Source organism: Streptomyces sp. NPDC049887 (assembly GCF_040656535.1).
Classification (GTDB): Bacteria; Actinomycetota; Actinomycetes; order Streptomycetales; family Streptomycetaceae; genus Streptomyces.
Map to the genome: position 1 here is coordinate 166,580 of NZ_JBFAMM010000010.1, position 14,984 is coordinate 181,563.

Consider the following 14,984-nt stretch of genomic DNA (forward strand, 5'->3'; position numbering starts at 1 on the left):
AAGGCATGTACGCGTGTCCGGAGAACGAGAACGTAGGCTGCCCCTATGTCGAAGAAGCGATCGGGCGGTGGTCTGACCGGGACCCAGCAGGCCGCCAAGTTCCTCGGTGTCAGTGTGCTCGCGGGAGCCGTGCTGGCGGGCCTGGCCCTGCCGGCCGCCGGCGCGCTGGGACTGGCCGCCAAGGGCACGGTCGAGGGATTCGACGAGATCCCCGCCAATCTCAAGACCCCGCCGCTGAGCCAGCGCACGACGATCCTGGACGCCGACGGGGGCCAGATCGCCACCGTCTACTCGCGTGACCGCACGGTCGTCCCGCTGAAGGCCATCTCGCCGTACATGCAGAAGGCCATCGTCGCCATCGAGGACGCGCGCTTCTACGAGCACGGGGCGATCGACCTCAAGGGCGTGCTGCGCGCCGTCAACCGCAACGCGCAGGAGGGCGGCGTCACCCAGGGCGCTTCGACCCTCACCCAGCAGTACGTCAAGAACGTCTTCGTCGAGGAGGCCGGCGACGACCCGGACAAGGTCGCCCAGGCCACCCAGCAGACCATCGGCCGCAAGGTCCGCGAACTCAAGTACGCGATCCAGGTCGAGGAGGAGCTCGGGAAGAAGAAGATCCTCGAGAACTACCTCAACATCACCTTCTTCGGCCAGCAGGCCTACGGCGTCGAGGCGGCGTCCAAGCGCTACTTCTCCAAGTCGGCGAAGGACCTGAAGCTGGAGGAGGCCGCGCTGCTCGCCGGCATCGTCCAGTCGCCCAGCCGATACGACCCCGTCAACGACGGGGAGGAGGCGACCAAGCGGCGCAACACCGTGCTCCAGCGGATGGCCGACGTCGGCGACATCTCCCAGTCCGAGGCCGACACGGCCAAGGAGACGCCGATCACACTGAAGGTCAGCAAGCCCAAGAACGGCTGCATCACGGCCGTCGACGGCGCGGGCTTCTTCTGCGACTACGTACGCGAGGTCTTCCTCACGGACCCGGTCTTCGGCAAGACCCGCGAGGAGCGGGCCAAGGTCTGGAACCAGGGCGGCCTGAGGATCCGCACGACCCTGGACCCGCAGGCTCAGAAGTCCGCCCAGGAGTCGCTGAAGGACCACGTCTACCAGTCCGACAAGGTCGCGGCGGCGGTCACCATGGTCGAGCCCGGGACGGGCCGGATCATCGCGATGGGCCAGTCCAAGCCGTACGGCTTCGGCGAGAACGAGACGCAGATCAACTACTCGGTCGACGCCAAGATGGGCGGCTCCAACTTCGGCTTCCCGGTGGGCTCGACCTTCAAGCCGTTCGTGGCCGCGGCCGCGCTGGAGCAGGGCCGGCCGCCGACGCAGTCGTACCCGGCGCCGTTCAAGATGCCGTACCCGGACTCGATCGCGAGTTGCTCCGACCGGCCCTGGCGGAACCGCGGCGGCGACACGGTGGAGAACGAGAACGAGAAGGAGGTCGGTCCCTACGCCCTCCGCGAGGCGATGGAGCTCTCCGTCAACACGTACTTCGTGCAGATGATAGGAGACATCGGCCTCTGCCCCGTGGTGGAGATGACCGACCGCCTGGGCGTGGTACAGGGCAACGGGGAGAAGCTCCCGGCCAGTCCCGCGCCGCTGACCCTCGGCTCGACCGGTATCTCGCCCCTCACGATGGCCAACGCCTACGCGACGTTCGCCAACCGCGGCACGCACTGCACACCGACGGCGATCGAGTCGATCACGACCGCCGACGGCAAGAGCCTCAGGGTGCCCCGGACCGAGTGCGGCAAGGTGATGTCGGAGCGCACGGCGGACACCGTCAACACGCTGCTGCGCGGCGTGGTCGACTCCGGCACCGGCCAGGAGGCCGGCCTGACGGACCGTGACAACGCGGGCAAGACGGGTACCACGGACGAGCGCAGGAACGCCTGGTTCGTGGGCTACACCCCGAACCTGTCCGGAGCGGTCTGGGTCGGCAGCGCCACCCAGAAGGTGAAGATGGTGAACATCCGCATCGGCGGCCGCTACCACGGCAAGGTCTTCGGCGGTCAGGTCCCCGGCCCGATCTGGAAGGACGCGATGGCGGGGGCGCTCAAGGGCAAGGAGGCCCCGGGCTTCAACACCGTTCACGTGCCCGACACGTCGAAGGACGAGGACGGGGAGGACGAGGGGCGCCCTGACGACGACGGCCGCCACGACGACAAGCCGGGCAGGAACGGCGGCCGGGACCCGTTCCCCGACATCTCGCTCCCGCCGGACTTCATCGGCGGCAACGTCACCCGCGGCCAGGACAGCGGCGGCGGGAACGGCGGCAGGCGGCGGGGCTGACCCCGTGCCCCACGGCTCGGCTCACCGGCCCTGGTCCGGCGTGAGCCGTCCCGCCCGGACACGTGACGGGAACGGACCGCGCGTCCGGTGGTCCGGGGCGGATCCGGCGGCCGGCCCCTGGCTCGGGCGCGGCCGCGCGGTTCACTCGCGCGTGCCGCCAGGCCGGGCACGGGGCACCTGGCCCCGGACAGGGCTCGGCCCCTCGGGTCACCGTGGCGCCACGGGCGGGAAGCAGTACGGCGAAGGGTCCCGGTGCGTATGGCACCGGGACCCTTCGCCGTACCGGCGCGTCGCGGAACGCGCGCCGCGCGGGACCGGCCGCGGAGTCAGCCGGCGAGAAGCTTCTTGACCGCCGCGGCCACGCGGCCGCCCTCGGCGCGGCCCGCCACCTTCGGGTTGACGATCTTCATGACCGCACCCATCGCCCGGGGGCCCTCGGCGCCGGCGCCCCTGGCCTCCTCGACGGCCTGGGCCACGATGCCGTTCAGCTCTTCGTCCGTCAGCTGCTTGGGCAGGTAGGCGTCGAGGATCTCGCCCTCCGCCTTCTCGCGGTCCGCCTGCTCGGCACGGCCGCCCTGGGCGAAGGCCTCGGCCGCCTCGCGGCGCTTCTTCGCCTCCTTGGCGATCACCTTCTGGACCTCGTCGTCGGAGAGTTCACGCGCCTCCTTGCCCGCGACCTCCTCCTTGGTGATCGCGGAGAGGGTCAGCCGGAGCGTCGAGGAGCGCAGTTCGTCGCGCGCCCTGATCGCCTCGGTGAGGTCTTCCTGCAGCTTGGACTTGAGCGTGGTCATGCGTCGATTGTGGCAGGCGCGCGCCGGGACGCGCCCGCGCATTTCCCCGGCGCGGGTCGGGGCCCCTGCCGGACGACGGCCGCGGCTGGCCTGGCCCGCGCCCCCTCACCCCATGGCGTCGGCCCACCCATGCCCCGGCCCACCCATGCCCCGGCCCATCACCGGGGCCGGGCCGTGAGACGGCCCGGCCGTGAGATCGGCCCGCCTCATGGATCCGGCCGTCACCCCTGCCAGCCCTCCGCCCGTAAGGCGCCGGACACGTCGTGGCCGTTTCCGGGTGGCGCCCGCGTCGGCCTGCGGCCACCGGCCGTTGACAACCTGCGCGCATGCCGGTCCACCGCCTCCCCGTCAGCCCCAGCCACTGCCAGTGGCTGGGGCTGACGGGGTCTGCGGCGCTGGCTGCGGGCGGCACGGCAGCCGGCGCCCTGCCCGTACGCGACGCACCGGCGCCGCACTCCGTAACGGCCGTGCTCGGCCTGGCCGCGGCGTACTTCGGGCTGGTCCTGCTGCTGGCCGCCTGGGCGCTCCTCGGCCGCACGGCACGCGGTCCCGCGGCGCCGAGCCCCCGCGCCCTGCTGCTCACCCTCGCACTGTGGGCGGCGCCGCTGCTCCTGGCCCCGCCGCTGTTCAGCCGGGACGTGTACAGCTATCTCGCGCAGGGGGCGATGGTCGACGCCCGGATCGACGTCTACGCCCACGGCCCGTCCCGGCTCGGCGGACCGCTGACCGCCGAAGTGGCGCCGATCTGGCGGCACACCCCGACCCCGTACGGGCCGGTCTTCCTCGGCTGTGCCTCCGCTGTCGCGGGTTTCGCCCGCAGTGAGGTCGCCGCCGGGGTCCTCGGCATGCGGCTGGTGGCCCTGCTCGGCGTGGCGCTGATGGTGCTGTGCCTCCCGGCCCTCGCCCGGCACTGCGGCGCCGACCCACGCACCGCCGTGTGGCTCGGCGGCCTCAACCCGCTCGTGCTGCTCCACCTCGTCGGCGGTGCGCACAACGACGCGGTGATGCTGGGGCTGCTCGGCGCGGGTCTCGTGGCGGCGCTCGGCCGGTGGCCGGTCGTCGGTGCCGTACTCGTCACCCTCGCCGCGCTGGTGAAGGCCCCGGCCGTGCTCGCCCTGCCGGCCGTCGCCCTGCTCCGGGCCCGACGACGGTCCGGCAGGAGCCCCCGGCTGCGTGCCGTCCTCGCCACCGGCGGCGCGGCGGCGGCCACCACCGTCGCCGCGACCGCGCTGGCCGGCACCGGCTACGGCTGGACGGCCGCTCTCGACACCCCGGTGTCACCGGGGAACTGGTCGCTGACCTCGACGCTCGGCCGCCTGACCGGTGCGGCGCTGCGGAGCGTGGGCAGCGGGCCGGCCGAATTCGCCGTACCTGCCTGGCACTTGGCCGGCCTCGCCGCCACCGTTCTCACCGTCCTCGTCTGCTGGAGACGCCACCATCTGCGCCGGCCGGTGTACGCGGTCGGACTCAGCCTGGGCGCCGTGGCCGTCCTGGGCCCGGCGATCCGTCCGTGGTACGTCTTGTGGGGTGTGTTCCTGATCGCCGCCACGGCGCCCAGGGGTTCGGTACGCGCGCGGCGCGTGGCTGCCCTGGTGAGCGGATTTCTCGCTCTCGTGGTGATGCCGAGCGGGTTCGCGCCCGACCATAATCAGCTGTTGATCGCAGTTGGCGGAAGCACACTGGGGGTACTGGCGCTGTGGTGCGCATACAGGCTGGCGGCACGAGCGGCAGACCGGGCTCTCCGCACGGAGGCACACCCTCCGGCGGCTCCCCGTCCGAAGGAACCTCCTCCGAAGGTCCCGTACCCGAAGGAGCCGCCGCCCCTGGCAGCAGCCCCTCTCCCGGATCCTCCGCCGCAGTTCGACGACCCGGCGCGGGACCCGCACCGTCCGCTGGGGAGCACAGCGTGAGGATCCCCGTGACCAGGCGTGGCCGTGTCCTGGTGACCCTCGGCATGTCGGCGGTGGCGGTCTTCTTCCTCGGCACCGTCCCGTTCCACCGGAACTGGTTCGACCTGCACGTCTACTACGGGGCGGTCGACCACTGGATCGGCGGCCACCCGATCTACGACTACCTCCGGCCCGGAACCCGCTACGGCTTCACGTACCCGCCCTTCGCGGCACTGTGCATGCTGCCGATGACCCTGGTCGGCTGGCACAGTGCCCTGGCGATAAGCCAGCTGATGAACGTGGCGGCAGCCGCCCTCATCCTCTACGTCTGCCTGGACACGACGATCCGGCGGGAGAGCCGGCACAGATGGTTCGCGTACGCCGTGGCGGCCTGCATGCTCGCCCTGCTGGAGCCCGTGCGGGACACCGTGAGCTTCGGCCAGGTCAATCTCCTCCTGTTGGCGCTGGTCCTCGCCGACTGCTGGCTGCTGACGGCCGGGCGCGAACGCTTCCCGTCGCTCGGCCGGCTCGCCGGACTCGGCATCGGCCTCGCGGCCGCGATCAAACTCACCCCGGCGATCTTCATCTGCTACCTGCTGGTGACCCGGCGGTGGCGGCCGGCCGGGGTCGCCATCGCCACCGCGAGCGGCGCGACCCTGCTCGCCGCCCTGGCGGCGCCGACGGCATCGCGCACATTCTGGACCGAGGCGATGTGGAACACCGACCGGGTCGGTTCGCTCTCCTACGTCTCCAACCAGTCCTGGCAGGGCATGCTGGCCCGGCTCACCGAACCGTTCGCCGAGCCCAGCCGTACGGTGTGGGCCCTGGGCGTACTGCTCCTGATGTGGCTGTGGGCCCGACGGGTGCGGCAGGCCGTCGCCACGGGTGACGAGCTCGCGGGCTTCGCCCTGACGGGTATCGCCGCATGCCTGGTGAGCCCGGTCACCTGGGTGCACCACCTGGTCTGGCTGATCCCGGCCCTCGCCGTGCTCACCGACAAGGGGCTGCGGGCCGCGCCGGGCGGGGAACGGCGCCGCCGGCTGCTGACCTGGGCCCTGGCGAGCTACGCGATCCTGTGCAGCAGCATGGTCTGGCTGTGGCGGTGGAACGACGGTGGTGCGCCCGGATTCCTCGGTTCCAACGCCTATGTGTGGATAGCGCTGCTCCTGCTCCTGCTCCTGCCGCTCGGACGGCCGGGCACGGACGGGGACGGGCCGTATGCCGAGAGCGGACCGTCTGCGACGATGGGCGCATGCGCGCACGCTACGGCCTCCCCCTCAAAATCGGTGCCGGTGTCACGGCTGTCGGAGCAGTCGGCATCGCCTACGCGGCCGGGTTCGAAGCCCGCTCCTTCCGGCTCCGGCGGGTGACCGTCCCGGTTCTGCCGAGAGGGATGCGCCCCCTGCGCGTACTGCAGGTCTCCGACATCCACATGGTGTGCGGGCAGCGCAAGAAGCGGGCCTGGCTCCAGTCGCTGGCCGGGCTGCGCCCCGACCTCGTCGTCAACACCGGCGACAACCTGTCGGACACGAACGCCGTGCCCGAGGTGCTCGACGCCCTCGGGCCGCTGATGGAGTACCCGGGTGTGTACGTCTTCGGGTCGAACGACTACTACGGCCCGAAGCTGCGCAATCCGGCCCGCTATCTGATCGAGAAGTCCCAGGGCCGCCACGGACTCAACGGCAACGCCCCCGCGGTGGGCGTCGTGCACAACCCCTGGGAGGGCCTCCGGGACGCCTTCGACGCTGCCGGGTGGGTCGGCCTGAGCAACGCGCGCGGCCGTCTGAAGCTCGACGGCGGCCTCGAGCTCGCCTTCACGGGGCTGGACGATCCCCACATCAAACGGGACCGCTACGAGAAGGTCGCCGGTGGGCCCGACAAAACCGCAGACTTCTCGATGGCCGTCGTCCACGCCCCCTATCTGCGCTCGCTGGACGCCTTCACGACCGAGGGCTACCCCCTGATCCTCGCGGGCCACACCCACGGCGGCCAGCTGTGCATTCCCTTCTACGGCGCCCTGGTCACCAACTGCGACATCGACACCGACCGGGTGAAGGGTCTTTCCACCCACGGGTCCGACGGCCTCGTCTCCTACCTCCACGTCTCCGCGGGCTGCGGCACCAACCGCTACACCCCGGTCCGTTTCGCCTGCCCTCCGGAGGCGACGCTGCTGACGCTGGTGGCACGGGACTGAGCCGGTGCCCGGCCGCGCCAGGACGGCACGGCCGCGGTGGCACCGTGGGTGGGGGGCCGCGCGAAGGAGCCGACGGAGTGGGGGTGCGCCGCCGGTACGGGTGCGACGGCTGAGGCTCCCTCGCTCGCACCACCCTTCGCCGACCGGCGTCCGACACGACTCACGCCGCTCCGTCCCTGGTGGGGGCCCCGTAAAACCGGATTTCGTCTCCGGGCGCCGGTGGGCTAAAGTAAACGACGTCGCCGCGAGAGCGAGTGACATCGGGGTGTAGCGCAGCTTGGCAGCGCGCTTCGTTCGGGACGAAGAGGTCGTGGGTTCAAATCCCGCCACCCCGACGCTGGTCAGAGGCCACATACGGATTTCCGTATGTGGCCTCTGTCGTACTCGGGTGGCCAAACAGAGGGCCAAACGAATTTGATCAGGCCACCGCGTCGCCCTCTGCGTCGTCCTCCGCGGCCTCCCCTTCCTGATCTTCGGCGAAGATGTCGTCCATCGCTTCGGCACCCTGCGTGATCACGGGCCGGAGCTGCTTCCGGTAGACCGCCTCGGTCGTCGCCTGACTGCTGTGGCCGACCAGCAGCGCAATCCGCTCCAAGGGGATGCCGTGGTCGGAGAGCAGGGACACGAAGCTGTGCCGGAGCTCCCGCGGCGTCCACTCAGGCTTCAGTCCGGCCTTCTTCACGATGGCCTTGAAGTCTCGCCGGACGTTGGCTGCGTCCGCGGCTCGCCGCTCCGGGTCGTAAAGACACGGCCAGCCGGGCTCCACTCCATCCCTCTCGATGCTCGCTCCTGCTTCTGCCATCGCATGTGCTCTTCGAGGACCTCGACCACCTGCCTCGGCAGAGCTATGGTCCGGCGGCTCTTCCTTGTCTTGGTCTCACCGTGCCTGCGCACCGAACGCCACACCGCGACGTGAGGCGGGATGCCGTCCGTGGTCTCCAGAAAGACGTGATCCCAGGTGAGGGGCCGCGCCTCTTCCGTGCGGACTCCGCTCAGGAGCGAGAGCACGAGGTAGGCGTACAGCCGTGACGGACGCGCGGCGGTGAGCACGGCTTTCGCCTGCTCCAGGTTCAGTGCCTTGCTCGGTCGGCCGGGGCGCCCCTCCGGTGCGGTGACGAGTAGGGCGACGTTCCGCGCGGCCTTGTCCCTGCGCTGAGCGTGCGCGATGGAGCGACGCAGGATGGCGAGCAGGTCACGCAGGCTTCGCGTCGCGAGGAATTCGGCCCTGTCGTCCAACCAGTCGTCGACATCGTCCGCGCTGAGTTCCTTCAGCTTGGCCTTGCCGATGAACGGGATCAGGTGCTTGTTCGCCATCGAGCGGTTCTTGCCGATGGTGCCCTTCTCGTCACGCCCCTTCAGCCCGCGCTCCAACCAATCGTTCACCGCGTCAGCCACGGTGTAGTTGGCCGGCGCTTTGACGCCCGTCTGCATCTCCTTCTTCAAGTCTCGGATTTTCTGGCGTACTTCGGTCTTCGTCTTGCCGTACACCTTCGGCCGACGGCGCTTGCCGTTCGGGGCGTACCCGAGGGAGACCGCTCCCACGTAGCTCTTCTTTCTAAAACTGCCGATCGTCGTTGACACCTGGGTCTCTGATCACTACGGAGATCCACATGTCGAAGACACCCCCGCTCGATCGTGAGGCCAAGCGGCGCCTGGCCGTCATACGTCATGTCGAAGAGGTCACCGGCAACCTCGCCATGAGTTGCCGGTACTTCGGCATCAGCCGGCAGGCGTACTACATCTGGTACCGCCGCTACCAGGCCGAGGGCATCGAGGGGCTGCGCACTCGGTCCAAGGCCCCCAAGCACAGCCCGAACGCCACGCATGTGGAGGTGGTCGGGAAGATCATCTACCTCCGGCAGAACTACCACTTCGGGCCCGAGAAGATCGCGATGTACCTCAAGCGGTACCACGACGTCACGATCAGCAAGTCGGGTGTGTGGCGGATCCTCAAGCGCCTGGACATGGGCCGCCTGCCGGCCTCTCAGCGGTACAAGCGCCACGACCGCCGATGGAAGCGGTACGAGAAGCAACTGCCCGGCCACCGGGTGCAGATCGACGTGAAGTTCATCGAACCCCTCGCCTCCATGCCTCAAGGCCGGCGAGGCGGCCGCAACAAGTACTACCAGCTCACGGCAATCGACGACTGCACCCGACTGCGAGTCCTGAAGATCTACCCGACGCTCAACCAGGCCACCGCCATCCAGTTCGTCGACTACGTCCTGCAGAGGCTGCCGTTCCAGGTGGAGGTGATCCAGACGGACAATGGAGCTGAGTTCCAGTCCGCCTTCCACTTCCACGTGCTCGACAAAGGCATCGGCCACGCCTACATCAAGCCCCACACACCGCGGCTGAACGGGAAGGTCGAACGCTCGCACCGGATCGACGGCGAGGAGTTCTACCGGCTCCTGGAGGGCGTCATCATCGACGACGCCGAGGTCTTCAACGACAAGCTGCGCGAGTGGGAGGACTACTACAACTACCATCGCCCACACGGCGGCCTCGGCGGCCAGACTCCCTACGAACGCCTCAAGCAGAAGACCGCACCCCAGGCGTAAACGATCACCATCGGTTGCACAGGTTCCGCGCCGATGTGAGCGGTGGCCTCGGCCTCGATGAGTTCCTGCAGGATCCGCTGGGCCAGGACCCTGATCAACTCGATTCCGTCCGCCGTACGCAGTGACTCCATCAGCCGGAGTAAGTCATGCTGGGACAAGGCCATCGCGTCACCTCTCTCAACGAGCTTCGCTACTCGGAGAGTTGCGCGATGGCCGCCCCATGACCAGGGGCTATGCGGAGATCGCTGTTACACCACTCGGTGGGACACCATCGTGCCCCGACCGGTCGAAGTGCTCAGCGTGACCTGCGAGTTCCGGTCCGCTGATCGGCTGCACCACCCGGCGGGACGCCATCCCTCGATGCCCGTACGCTTCGTGCTCGTGAGGGCAGAAACGTGCGACGTATCAGCTCTGAATTTTCGGACTCTATGGATAGCGTCAGAACGAGGCGTCAGCGACGCCGTGCAGACGCGGGAGCTTCCGTTCGCCCGTCAGTTCGGCTACGCCGAAGGTGCCAACTCCACACCGTGTGTCCTATGAGAGCCACGGCGACGACGCATGCTGCGGCGCGAGTTGCGTTCCAGGTCATGGCGAAAACCGGACCCTGCGAGTCCGCCTCTACGCTCAATCGCTGAGTCGCTTCAAAAAAGGCGATTAACGGGACAAGCAGACGGAACAAAAGGCCGCCGAATCCGGGTGTTCGTGCTACTTTCCCCACGAGCCCCACAGGCGCACCAAATACGAAAGCTGCTATTCCCCACACGAGTATTTGCCCCCCACTGGAGGCACCAGATTCCATTCCCTCCGGAATGGAGGTGGCGAACTCCGTACCGGCAGGAATAGAGGGGCTCGCGTCCTTGAACAGGTAGTACGCGATTACGCCGACAGCCAATCCCAAAGATGCGAGCAATGCCGACTCGATTTTGGATCGGCTGAAATAGCCCACCAGTAATGCATAGCAGGCCCATGGCCAACCGCTAGAAAAAACAATACTCAGGGCGACACAAACGGGGTTATCCCATTTTCCGGCAACGGGGCCCACTAGACCAAGTAACACACCCGCCGCGAGAGACACGGTGGCCGACGCAACGCGAGAACACGTAAAGCGTATGATGTCTCTTCCCCGTTCAGTGACGAAAGTCCGAGTTGAAGGTGGTGCCGTTCTTGGGCTGTGCGGGCCGCCGAACAGCCCAAGAACGATTCACCAACCTATCTCACCTTCCGAGGATCCACCGCTCGGTTCTGCAGCCAGAACCTAGTCGACGCTGTAGTAGGTGTAGCAGGTGTAGCCATGCCCCCCAGTCAGGCTCGCCTGAGAGGTGCTGCGGGCTGCAGCCCAAGCGCGATGCGTACCGCCCGCGATCTTCACCGTGGACGAGTGGCCCTTCGTCAGGTGGTAATAATTCGAGTAGCAGCGCTTATGGAATACCCCGGGGCTGACCTCTGTTGTGTACCATCCGTAACACCAGGTGCCACCGCTGGACGGGTTGACGCACGCCTCCGACAGCGCACCAACGGAATCCGCCGAAGCGTCCATCTTGAACGTCACCACACCCCATTCAGAGGGGTTGCCCAGATCTGCAGGAGGCTGGGTGCCGTCCCCGCGGTGGTGAACGGTTACGATGGCTCCGGAGGCGCTGGCGGTTGTAGACGCGTCCGCGGCGGCTGGCGCCGCGAGGCCTACACCCGCAATGGCTGCCCCCACGATGGCGAAAGCGACGGTTCTTCCGGCAATCTTCACAAGATTCCCTCCCCTGTTTTCCCTTGTTGGGAACGGGGGAGATCCTTCATAGATCCACACCCGCCGGCAAAGGTAAATCGGTCCTGCTGGCTCAAAACTCCCTTGATCGACCCGTGTGTCACCATCTGGACATTTCAACATTTATCGCCGCCTACCTTAAGGCGATAGTCTCGATGAATCCATCCAATCCGACACCTCAGTCATCCGTCGCCTTCAGCGCTGAAGGTTGGCCAATACCTGCCGGTCGGATTTGCCTATCGCGTCGGCGTGCCCCATCCCCGTTCGCGCGATCCCGGACGCAGGCGATGGCCTCACGGCGAACTATCCGCGATTCGGTTAACGCTCAACCGGGTGCTGCTATCCCCCCGCGCACTCGTCGAACGCGATGGCGTCCCGCCGGGTGGTGCAGCCGATCAGCGGACCGGAACTCGCAGGTCACGCTGAGCACTTCGACCGGTCGGGGCACCCCCGGCGCCTGACCGGGCTCCTTCGCGTACCCCGCCCGGCATGGAGATCATCGCGAGCCGCGTGCCGCACGGCGAGGCGCATGATCGCTTACACCACCTCGCGGGACGCGACCACGCTGGGTGATGTCCCACCGAGTGGTGTGACAGCGATCTTCACGGGCGCGACCTCAACGTCGTCCCGGGGACGAAGGCCGGCGGTCGTCAACGGTGACGACGCAGGCTGACGAGCTGTCAGCCGATGGTGGGGCGCCAAGGCCTTTCGCCTCCGACGTGACGTGCAGTTTTGCCCTTGATCACCGCTACACCACTCGGTGGGACACCATCGGACGCTGCGCTACGACCGGGGCATTCGGCCGTATGCCGGCGTGCACCGCTTGGATGAGTACTGGCGCATCCGTGAGCAGATGCTGGGGCCGACGCGGATTAAGGCTGCCAACACACTCTTCGGACGACACCAGGAGCCCACTTTCGAGATCCGACACCGAATGAGCGAATTCCGCCGCTCCGGGCACGCCGGGATCGGCGGCGCCGCTGCCCACCGCGTAGACGAGGTAGTCGTACGAGACCGTGCCACCGCCCGCCAGCGACACCCGGCGCTCGGCGGCGTCGATCCGGGTCGCGGCGTCGACCACCAGCCTGACGTTCCCGCCAAGAACCTCGCCGAAGCTCTCGACCGCGTCATCGGAGCCGGTCACGAGCTGGTGCAGGCGGATCCGCTCGACGAAGTCGGGACGCGGATTCACCAGCGTCACCGACACGCCGTCGCGCCGCGCCAGGCGATTGGCCGCCGTGACTCCCCCGTACCCACCGCCGACCACGACCACCTCGACGTTCCCGTTCATCATGTCTCCCTCGCGTTGTGGACTCGGCATGGAGACACCGGCCGCGCGGGTGTTGTGACGGCTCGCGGATGAGACGTGGCGCACACCGGACGCGGCGGGAGCGCCGCCCGCCCTCCGCGAGTGGCGTGGCGCGGCCCTGACGAGCTCGGGTCAGGGCCGCCTCGGCCTCCTGCTCCCTGCCGGCCCGAGGCGACGGGGTTCCGGCTGCGTGGCAGCCCACGGGCATCGCCGGGCCCGGCAACGGGCACGCGCATCGGCCTTGCACGGGCTTCCGCGCATCGTCGGCACGGCGCGGGTAACGTACCGGGATGCCCATTGCCCGGGACCGCCGTCCTCTGCTGTTCCTTGATGTCGATGGGCCCCTCCTGCCGTTCGGTGCCGCACCCGGTGCGTACGAGGGTGGTGGTCGGGACCAGCGGCCGGTGGCGGCCGGTCCGAATCCGCTGCTGGGCAGGCTCGATCCGGGGCTCGGGCCCAGGCTGGCGGCGCTTCCCTGCGAACTCGTGTGGGCCACGACGTGGATGGACGACGCCAACGACTGCGTCGGCCCGCTGCTCGGGCTGCCCCGCCTCGACGTCGTGGACTGGCCGGGTACGGCGGAGCAGGAGGAGCGGGATCGGCGGGCGGGGCTCCACTGGAAGACCCGGACGCTGCTCGACCGGGCCGGCGGACGCCCGTTCGTCTGGGTCGACGACGAGATCGGCGACGCGGACAGGGCCTGGGTGGCCGCCCACCACGGGAACAGGGCTCTGCTCCATGGCGTCGATCCCCGTCGTGGTCTCCGGTACGACGACCTGGACGTCATCGAGGACTGGCTGCGCGGACCGTGAGGGGCTTGGCCGGTCGGCTTCCGCGCGACCGCGCATCGCCGCACCGGCTGTCCGGCCCCCAGGATGTTGCCCTCGCTGTCCCGGAACCAGGCGCCGCGTTCGCCTGGGGCTCCCTTGCCCGGGTAGGTGCCCTCGATGTCGGCGATCCCCTCCACCGTCCTCAGTCCGGGCAGGTCGACGGTCTCGAAGACCACTCCCCGGCCTTGAGCTCGGTGACGGCCGTGTCGATGGCGTCGACCTCGAAGGCCATCTGCGTGAAGGTGCCCGGCGAGGCGCCCGCGGACCGGGGGAGCGCGAAGTCCGAACCGCCGCACCGGTACAGCAGGCCGCCGGGCGTTCGTCGACGGGGTCGCGGCCCAGCTTCTCGGAGCAGAACCGCCGGGCCCTGTCGAGGTCCTGGCGGGAGCCTGGTGGCGACACGGGCGCCGGCGAGTGCGCTCATGTCCTTCCTTCTTCCTTCCGGTCCGTCGTCCGGCGGGCTGCTGTCGCGGAGGCTGCCGAGGCGGTTTCACCGGGCTTTCGCCGCAGCGCGGTTCTGGCGGATCGGGTGGGCCGGGACCCGGTCTGGCATCCGCCCGGGCCGGTCTCCCAGCAAGTGTCGCCGCCGGGCGGCACCGGCCTCGCCCGGCCTTGCGACACGCCCGGCGGCGCCTGCGACGCGCATGTCGCCACCCGTTCGCCACGCCGTTTCGATATTCCGTCCTTGAGCCTATTGCGGGCGCCGCGACCTGTGGGAATGGCACGAAACGAAAACGGCGCGGAATGGTCGGGCCATTTCGCTGCAGTCATTTGATCACAAGAACTGGTTGCCTTTCCCCCTGAAGCGCGGCGTCCTCGTCGGGGCAACGAGTCCTGGCCCGCGCCACTCGGAGGGTGGTGAAAATGCGTACCGCACGTCTTCTCGCCGGAAGTGCCCTGGCACTGGCCGTACTTGGCATCCCGGCTCCCGTGGCAGTCGCCGAAGGGTCCGAGGTCACGGTCAGTCCCGAGGTGGGGTATCCCGGCTCGACCATCACCGTCAGCACGTCGGGGGTATGTGACCCGGCAGCCACCTACGCCAAGGGGCAGGCGGAGATCGGAGGTCAGATCAATCTGACCGAGAGCGGCAGCGAAGGAGAACTGGAAGGCACGTTCACCGTTCCCGACAACGCGAAGGAAGGCACCTACAACATCACGGTCAAGTGCCCTCCCGGGGTCCGGGTCGAGTCCGAATTCGAGGTTGCCGGGCGCCCGAACGGTGCGGTGAGCGGTGGATTCGGCGGTGGCGGCGGGATGAACAGCACGGAGATGGCCATCGGAGCCGCGCTCGTTCTCACCGCGACGGCGGGCGGCGTGCTGGTGCTGCGGCGGCGTCACGGCAACGGTTCGGCGGCCTGA

Annotated in this window: 12 protein-coding genes, 1 tRNA gene and 2 pseudogenes; 8 read left to right on the plus strand and 7 right to left on the minus strand. The window is 68.8% G+C overall.

Going from position 1 to position 14,984, the window contains the following annotated elements; genetic code table 11:
* Positions 1–45: 45 nt before the first annotated feature.
* A complete protein-coding gene (locus AB0J10_RS15255; protein WP_363061644.1) occupies positions 46–2,295 on the plus strand; it encodes a transglycosylase domain-containing protein in 2,250 nt (749 codons plus the stop codon).
* A gap of 326 nt (positions 2,296–2,621) precedes the next feature.
* Here the strand turns inward: AB0J10_RS15255 and AB0J10_RS15260 are convergent, their stop codons facing one another.
* A complete protein-coding gene (locus AB0J10_RS15260; protein ID WP_363061646.1) occupies positions 2,622–3,086 on the minus strand; it encodes a GatB/YqeY domain-containing protein in 465 nt (154 codons plus the stop codon).
* Between the two features lie 326 nt (positions 3,087–3,412).
* On the opposite strand from AB0J10_RS15260, the gene mptB reads away from it, so the two are divergent.
* The 4 genes from mptB to AB0J10_RS15280 all read left to right on the plus strand — a co-directional run bounded on the left by mptB (position 3,413) and on the right by AB0J10_RS15280 (position 7,504).
* Positions 3,413–4,996 (plus strand): polyprenol phosphomannose-dependent alpha 1,6 mannosyltransferase MptB, encoded by a 1,584-nt coding sequence (gene mptB / locus AB0J10_RS15265; protein WP_363061648.1) that lies wholly within the window; start codon positions 3,413–3,415, stop codon positions 4,994–4,996.
* A complete protein-coding gene (locus tag AB0J10_RS15270) occupies positions 4,993–6,345 on the plus strand; it encodes a glycosyltransferase 87 family protein (protein ID WP_363061650.1) in 1,353 nt (450 codons plus the stop codon). The genes mptB and AB0J10_RS15270 overlap by 4 nt, the downstream gene beginning before the upstream one ends.
* On the plus strand, positions 6,228–7,169 hold the full coding sequence (locus AB0J10_RS15275) for a metallophosphoesterase (protein WP_363061652.1): 942 nt from the start codon (positions 6,228–6,230) through the stop codon (positions 7,167–7,169). Before AB0J10_RS15270 ends, AB0J10_RS15275 begins: the two co-directional genes overlap by 118 nt.
* Positions 7,170–7,430: 261 nt before the next feature.
* Positions 7,431–7,504: transfer RNA gene (locus AB0J10_RS15280), tRNA-Pro, on the plus strand.
* 83 nt (positions 7,505–7,587) lie between these two features.
* Here the strand turns inward: AB0J10_RS15280 and AB0J10_RS15285 are convergent.
* Together AB0J10_RS15285 and AB0J10_RS15290 are read right to left on the minus strand one after the other, a co-directional pair.
* Complete coding sequence (locus tag AB0J10_RS15285) at positions 7,588–7,851, minus strand: tyrosine-type recombinase/integrase (RefSeq protein WP_363061654.1); 264 nt, start codon at positions 7,849–7,851, stop codon at positions 7,588–7,590.
* Positions 7,848–8,750 (minus strand): site-specific integrase, encoded by a 903-nt coding sequence (locus AB0J10_RS15290; RefSeq protein WP_363061656.1) that lies wholly within the window; start codon positions 8,748–8,750, stop codon positions 7,848–7,850. The genes AB0J10_RS15285 and AB0J10_RS15290 overlap by 4 nt, the downstream gene beginning before the upstream one ends.
* Before the next feature lie 29 nt (positions 8,751–8,779).
* Here AB0J10_RS15290 and AB0J10_RS15295 point away from each other — a divergent pair, with 29 nt between their 5' ends.
* Positions 8,780–9,727, plus strand: a complete 948-nt coding sequence (locus tag AB0J10_RS15295; RefSeq protein WP_363061658.1) for an IS481 family transposase — start codon at positions 8,780–8,782, stop codon at positions 9,725–9,727.
* Here the strand turns inward: AB0J10_RS15295 and AB0J10_RS15300 are convergent.
* From AB0J10_RS15300 to AB0J10_RS15310, 3 genes and pseudogenes are all read right to left on the minus strand, one after another.
* Positions 9,688–9,885, minus strand: a complete 198-nt coding sequence (locus AB0J10_RS15300; protein ID WP_363061660.1) for a hypothetical protein — start codon at positions 9,883–9,885, stop codon at positions 9,688–9,690. The genes AB0J10_RS15295 and AB0J10_RS15300 overlap by 40 nt on opposite strands.
* A 1,097-nt stretch (positions 9,886–10,982) precedes the next feature.
* Positions 10,983–11,609: a lactococcin 972 family bacteriocin gene (locus tag AB0J10_RS15305; RefSeq protein WP_363061662.1), complete on the minus strand. Its 627-nt coding sequence runs from the start codon at positions 11,607–11,609 to the stop codon at positions 10,983–10,985.
* A gap of 793 nt (positions 11,610–12,402) precedes the next feature.
* Positions 12,403–12,777 (minus strand): annotated as a pseudogene (locus AB0J10_RS15310) (FAD-dependent oxidoreductase); the annotation flags it as partial.
* A gap of 308 nt (positions 12,778–13,085) precedes the next feature.
* Between AB0J10_RS15310 and AB0J10_RS15315 the strand changes: the two are divergent.
* Positions 13,086–13,607, plus strand: a complete 522-nt coding sequence (locus AB0J10_RS15315; RefSeq protein ID WP_363061664.1) for an HAD domain-containing protein — start codon at positions 13,086–13,088, stop codon at positions 13,605–13,607.
* Positions 13,608–13,648: 41 nt separating this feature from the next.
* On the opposite strand, the pseudogene AB0J10_RS15320 reads toward AB0J10_RS15315, so the two are convergent.
* Positions 13,649–14,049: pseudogene (locus tag AB0J10_RS15320) on the minus strand (VOC family protein); the annotation flags it as partial.
* Between the two features lie 440 nt (positions 14,050–14,489).
* Here AB0J10_RS15320 and AB0J10_RS15325 point away from each other — a divergent pair.
* Positions 14,490–14,984, plus strand: a complete 495-nt coding sequence (locus AB0J10_RS15325) for a hypothetical protein (protein WP_363061666.1) — start codon at positions 14,490–14,492, stop codon at positions 14,982–14,984.

Coding starts and splice junctions, on each gene's coding strand:
- AB0J10_RS15255 (WP_363061644.1), top strand. CDS start 46: ATGTCGAAGAAGCGATCGGGCGGTGGTCTGACCGGGACCCAGCAGGCC.
- AB0J10_RS15260 (WP_363061646.1), bottom strand. CDS start 3,086: ATGACCACGCTCAAGTCCAAGCTGCAGGAAGACCTCACCGAGGCGATC.
- mptB (WP_363061648.1), top strand. CDS start 3,413: ATGCCGGTCCACCGCCTCCCCGTCAGCCCCAGCCACTGCCAGTGGCTG.
- AB0J10_RS15275 (WP_363061652.1), top strand. CDS start 6,228: ATGCGCGCACGCTACGGCCTCCCCCTCAAAATCGGTGCCGGTGTCACG.
- AB0J10_RS15295 (WP_363061658.1), top strand. CDS start 8,780: ATGTCGAAGACACCCCCGCTCGATCGTGAGGCCAAGCGGCGCCTGGCC.
- AB0J10_RS15305 (WP_363061662.1), bottom strand. CDS start 11,609: ATGTTGAAATGTCCAGATGGTGACACACGGGTCGATCAAGGGAGTTTT.
- AB0J10_RS15315 (WP_363061664.1), top strand. CDS start 13,086: ATGCCCATTGCCCGGGACCGCCGTCCTCTGCTGTTCCTTGATGTCGAT.
- AB0J10_RS15325 (WP_363061666.1), top strand. CDS start 14,490: ATGCGTACCGCACGTCTTCTCGCCGGAAGTGCCCTGGCACTGGCCGTA.